General features: G+C 58.4%; 4 protein-coding genes. 3 read left to right on the top strand and 1 reads right to left on the bottom strand.

Annotated features, from left to right (window positions below; all coding sequences use genetic code 11):
* Positions 1-226 precede the first annotated feature (226 nt).
* Positions 227-1006, top strand: coding sequence for a DsbA family oxidoreductase (locus PHU01S_RS25330; protein WP_127510473.1), 780 nt, complete (start codon positions 227-229; stop codon positions 1004-1006).
* An 805-nt stretch (positions 1007-1811) separates the two neighbouring features.
* Here the strand turns inward: PHU01S_RS25330 and PHU01S_RS25325 are convergent.
* Entirely contained in the window at positions 1812-2555 is a 744-nt protein-coding gene (locus PHU01S_RS25325; protein ID WP_127510471.1) for a ZIP family metal transporter, read from the bottom strand.
* A 501-nt stretch (positions 2556-3056) separates the two neighbouring features.
* Between PHU01S_RS25325 and PHU01S_RS25320 the strand changes: the two genes are divergently transcribed.
* Complete coding sequence (locus tag PHU01S_RS25320) at positions 3057-3686, top strand: TVP38/TMEM64 family protein (protein ID WP_076358716.1); 630 nt, start codon at positions 3057-3059, stop codon at positions 3684-3686.
* 253 nt (positions 3687-3939) lie between these two features.
* Positions 3940-5251: MDR family MFS transporter (locus tag PHU01S_RS25315; protein WP_127510469.1), on the top strand; the 1312-nt coding region annotated here is incomplete at its 3' end.

Raw genomic sequence — 5251 nt, 5'->3', positions numbered from 1 at the left:
GGCAGCGTGTGCCGGGCTCTGTCGAACGCCGTGGATGAAGCTTGGTGAAGCGTTGTGCAGGCAACGCCTCTCGTCTCTTCGATCGGCATGAACGGCATGGGCGGACATCCTGCAAGGGCTCTCGGACCGTTCGTTTGATCGCCGAAACCCGGCTATGCTATAATAATGTAACTTACTTAGTTACAGTTAGTTGTGGACGGATTCGAAACAACGGGAGGAAGGCAGCATGAAGGTAGAGATTTGGTCCGACTATGCATGTCCGTTTTGCTATATCGGCAAGAAAAGGTTTGAGTTGGCGCTGCAATCGTTTCCGCATCGGGACAAGATCGAGGTCGTATACCGCAGCTTCGAGCTGGACCCGAATGCAAAGCACGTGCCGGGCACCAGCATTCATGAACTGCTGTCGCGCAAATACGGATTCCCATTGGAACAGGCCAAGGCGAGCAATGCGAATGTCGGCAGCCAGGCCGCCGAGCTCGGCTTGACCTTCGATTTTGACGCGATGAAGACGGGCAATACGTTCGATGCCCACCGCCTGATGCACTGGGCATCGGAGCAGGGCAAGGGCAACGCCCTTTCCGAAGGGATGTTCCGTGCCTACTTCGAACAAGGACGGCTGCTCGAAGACCGCCAGACGCTGGCGGAGCTGGCAGCTGAAGCAGGGCTTGATGCGGCGGAAGCAGCAGAGGTTCTCGCTTCGGGACGATATGAGGCGGAGACGAGGAGAGACGAGCAGGAAGGCTCCGAGCTGGGCATCCAGGGAGTTCCTTTCTATGTCCTGGATCGCAAATACGGCGTATCCGGCGCCCAGCCTCCATCCGTATTCCTCCAGGCGCTGGAGCAGGCTTGGTCGGAGCGCGCGGCCGCTGCCGCCGATTCCGTTCAAGCCGGAGCTGCCGCAGGCGGGGATTGCGGAGATGGAGCCTGCGCCGTTCCTGCAGCAGCGAGCGATGGGGACGCATGCGAGGACGGGAGCTGCGCTGTCCCGGATCCAAGCGGCAAGTAAGGATGGTGAAGGAGCAAGCTGCGCAAGCCGCTTGCTTCTTCTTTTTTTATGGACATGTCGGGCGGAAGCCCAGGCAGCCGACATCCGATACCACGGCGCCAGGCACGAAACAGCAGACTAGTAGGCACCTGAAACAAGACACAAGAAGCAAGGCACCAGACACAAGACACAAGACACAAGAAACAAGAAACAAGAGAAGAAACAAGGAACAAGGCACCAGACACAAGGCACCAGACACATGGCACTAGAAACCAGACACTAGAAACCACAAACCAGAAATCACAAACCAGAAACAACAAACCACAAACCACAAACCAGACACCAGCCCCGACACCTGACATTGGAACCCGGCATCAGGGACTAATCAGTAACACGAGGCACGATGACATAAGCTTATTGGAGCAAAGGCTGCTCGACTGGACATCAGACCCGTTATGGGGATGAAACTGGCCAAAAAGGAGATCTATCGGACATCAGATCCGTTATGGGGATGAAAATGGCGAAAAAGGAGATCTATCGGACATCAGATCCGTTATTTGGCCCGTTTCCTGTGTTTTTGAGGCCGAAACGGCTGAATAACGAATCGTATGTCCGATAATCAGCCGAATCGCAGCTAAACGAGCGAATAACGGATCCTATGTCCGATAGAATGAGCAATGGATCTCATTCGTAAGAAAGCATTTAGAAAAACGTCGTGTTCGCTTCAACATCTCGCTCCCCTCAACATCTTGCACCCCTGTGTCCCAAACATAGCCAAACAGCATATAGCCGTGCCCGCTAATCGCCAACCTCAGCGGATTCCCTTCTATCCAAGCGCGTGGGTCAGAGAGATCATCGTCAGCAGCCCGGCGATGAACGAGAGGGTCGCGGTTCTTGCATGTCCATCCCCGTGGCTCTCCGGAATCAGCTCCTTGTAGACGACGAACAGCATGGCTCCGGCCGCGAAGGCGAGGCCGTAAGGGACGACCGGCTCTATGGCCGCGGCAAAGCTGCCTCCAAGGAGTGCAGCGATGAATTCCAGCAGTCCGGTTCCGACAGCCATGAGGACGGCGTAACCGCGTTTTGTACCTTGAGTAATCAGGAACAGTGCCGTCAGGAAGCCTTCCGGAATATTCTGCAAGCCGATGCTGACGGCCACGATCGGTCCCAGCTGGATTTCGCCGCTGCTGTAGCTGACGCCGACGGATAAGCCCTCCGGCAGATTATGCAGCGCCATGGCGGTGAGGAAGAGCGTGGAATTGCGGTCCAGGCCGAACCATCCGCCGCTCTGCGAGTGCAGCGGCTGCGGAAGCTCGCCATGGACGGTGTCGGTATGCGGAATGAGCAATTCTGTGCCAAGCAGGATGCCAACTGTCAGCACGCCTAGATTGGACAGCTTGAGAGCGCTTGGAATGAGGCCGTAGGTCGATGCGGACACCATGATGCCGGCCGTGAATGCAAGCAGTACGTCTTTGCCGCGATGGGTCATGGAGCTGATAAAAAGGGCGGGAAGCGCGCCGACCGCCGTGCACATGGCCGTCGCCAGCGACCCCAGCAGGATCGGATTCATGGCAGTTCTCCTTGCTCCGGTCAAGCCGGCAGAGTTCGCTTGATTACGCCTGTACGGAAGGCATCGAAAGGTAGCTTTTATAGCGGAGGCTGGACACGCGGACCCTCCCGATTCAATTCCGATGGCATTGCCAAAAGTCTGCCCGCCGCTGAAGCCGTGCCGCCCTGCGGACGGGCAGCTCTGTTCAAAGTATGCCGCCCTGCGGACGGTCAGCTTTGTACAAAGTTTGCCGCCCTGCGGACGGGCAGCTTTGTACCAAGTTTGCCGCTCTGCGGACGGACAGCTTTGTACCAAAGTTTGCCGCCCTGCGGACGGGCAGCTTTGTACCAAAGTATGCCGCCCGCGTGCGGAACATGTTTTTCCTGCTTGTCCGGACTTCTCCCCTCGGCGCCGGGCGGGACTTTATTTCCTTGCCGCTTGCCGATACAATGGGCATACCGGATAGGATCATCCTGCCAGCTGCAGCTTATGCAGCTAGAGCCGGCCAAAGGGGCATCGACTATGATATCCGACCTGCTTGACTATATGACGGAAGAAAATCTGCACCGGCTGCTCGGAGAATACCGTTCCTACGGACCGCTCCCAGGCATCCTGCTGACCTTCCTGAAATCGTTCGTGCCGCCGCTTCCGACGATTCTGATCGTCGGCGTCAACGCCGCCGTATACGGCTTGTGGCCCGGCTTCTTATACTCGTGGATCGGCCTGGTGGCCGGCTGCATGGCTACGTTCCTGCTGGTGCGCACAGCGGCCGGCCACCGCATCGCCCGCCGCTGGGCGGCGAAGCCCAAGGTGAAGGCCAGCATGGACTGGATTCGCCGCAACGGCTTCAGCTATGTGTTCGTGCTGAGCCTGTTCCCGGTCGGTCCGTTCGTGCTCGTGAACATGGCCGCAGCCGTATCCCGCATGAGCGTGCTTCGTTTTCTGGCCGCCGTCGCCGCCGGCAAAGCGGTCATGGCGCTGGCCGTTTCCTTTGTCGGCCATGACATCGCCCGCTTTTACCGGGATCCTCTCCAGCTCGTCTACGTGGTCCTGTTCATCGTGCTCTCCTGGTATGCATGCAAGAAAATCGAAGCCCGCTTCATGCGCAAAGAGCCGGCTCCGGATGGAGCTCAAGCCGCAGGCGGAAATTAGTCCATCTCCTCCGGGAACCCTGACAATCAGTTGTCAGGGTGTTTTTGTTAGGCTGGATACAGAAGCGAAGGATGTTCTGACGATCCGTCCGCCAGGCTTGAAGTCTTTGCGGTAAGCATCTTTGTCCGAACTGTTTCAGTTTTAACTGAAATCAGTCTCCGGACTGATTTTCGCGGCAAGGCTCCTCTATATAATAGGGGAAGCGTCCGGCCCTCAAGGCCGGAAACAGACAGGGGAAGGGCAGGGGATCATCATGGCGCAAGCCTCACGCAGCACGGGCCTCATCGTGGCCGGATTGCTGCTAGGCATTCTGATGGCTTCCATGGACCAGACGATCGTATCGACGGCTATGGGAACCATCGTCAGCGAGCTTGGAGGACTGGACAAATTCGTCTGGGTCACTTCGGCGTATATGGTAGCGGAAATGGCGGGCATGCCGATTTTCGGCAAGTTGTCCGATATGTACGGCCGCAAGAGATTCTATATTTTCGGCATCATCGTGTTCATGGCGGGCTCGGCGTTATGCGGCACCGCGACTTCCATCGAGCAGCTGGCCATTTACCGGGCCATCCAGGGCATCGGGGGCGGAGCGCTCGTGCCGATCGCCTTCACAATCATGTTCGATGCCGTGCCGGCAGGCGCGAGGGGCAAGCTGGGCGGCCTGTTCGGCGCCGTATTCGGCCTCTCCAGCATCTTCGGACCGCTGCTCGGAGCCTACATCACGGACCATATCCATTGGGAATGGGTATTCTACATCAATCTTCCGCTCGGCTTGATCGCGCTCGCCTTCATCGCGATCTTCTACAAGGAATCGCCCAAGCATGCCAAGCAGGTCATCGACTGGGGAGGCGCGGCAACGCTGGTCGGAGCGGTCGTCTGCCTGATGTTCGCCCTGGAATTCGGCGGGAAGACCTACGCTTGGGACTCCATTCAAATATCCGGGCTGTTCGCCGGATTTGCCGTGCTCACGATTCTGTTCGTCGTGTTCGAGCTGCGGGCCAAGGAGCCGATCATTACGTTCGGCATGTTCCGCAACCGTGAATTCCTCTCCAGCAATCTGATCGGCATCTTCAGCGGCGCCGCCTTCGTGACGGCATCCGTCTACATTCCGATCTTCGTGCAGGGCGTGCTGGGCGGAAGAGCGACCAACTCCGGCCTCGTGCTGCTGCCGATGATGGTCGGCTCGGTCGTGACGGCGACGATGGGCGGCTTCCTCATGACCAAGCTCAAGTACCGGACCCTCATGATGCCGACTCTTGCCATCCTCGTGCTCGGCCTCGTGCTGCTCGCGACGATCGGCGAGGGAACGAACATCTGGACGCTGAGGCTGTTCATGATTCTGGTCGGCCTGGGCATCGGCGCGTCGTTCTCGGTGCTCAGCAATGCGGCCATCTTCTCCGTGCCTGTCTCGGACCGCGGGACGGCCAGCGCGACGCTGAACTTCCTGCGCTCGCTCGGCATGGCGCTCGGCATCACGGTGTTCGGCATCGTCCAGAGCCATCTGTTCAGCGGCCGCATGAAAGATCTGCTGGGCGGAGCGGCTGCCGCTCCGGGAGCCGCAGCCG

The sequence above is a fragment of the Paenibacillus humicus NBRC 102415 genome (assembly GCF_004000905.1).
Taxonomy (GTDB): domain Bacteria; phylum Bacillota; class Bacilli; order Paenibacillales; family Paenibacillaceae; genus Paenibacillus_O; species Paenibacillus_O humicus.
Note: the sequence above shows the minus strand (reverse complement) of the source record. Positions and strands in the feature narration are given on the sequence as shown.

Coding starts and splice junctions, on each gene's coding strand:
- PHU01S_RS25330 (WP_127510473.1), top strand. CDS start 227: ATGAAGGTAGAGATTTGGTCCGACTATGCATGTCCGTTTTGCTATATC.
- PHU01S_RS25320 (WP_076358716.1), top strand. CDS start 3,057: ATGATATCCGACCTGCTTGACTATATGACGGAAGAAAATCTGCACCGG.
- PHU01S_RS25325 (WP_127510471.1), bottom strand. CDS start 2,555: ATGAATCCGATCCTGCTGGGGTCGCTGGCGACGGCCATGTGCACGGCG.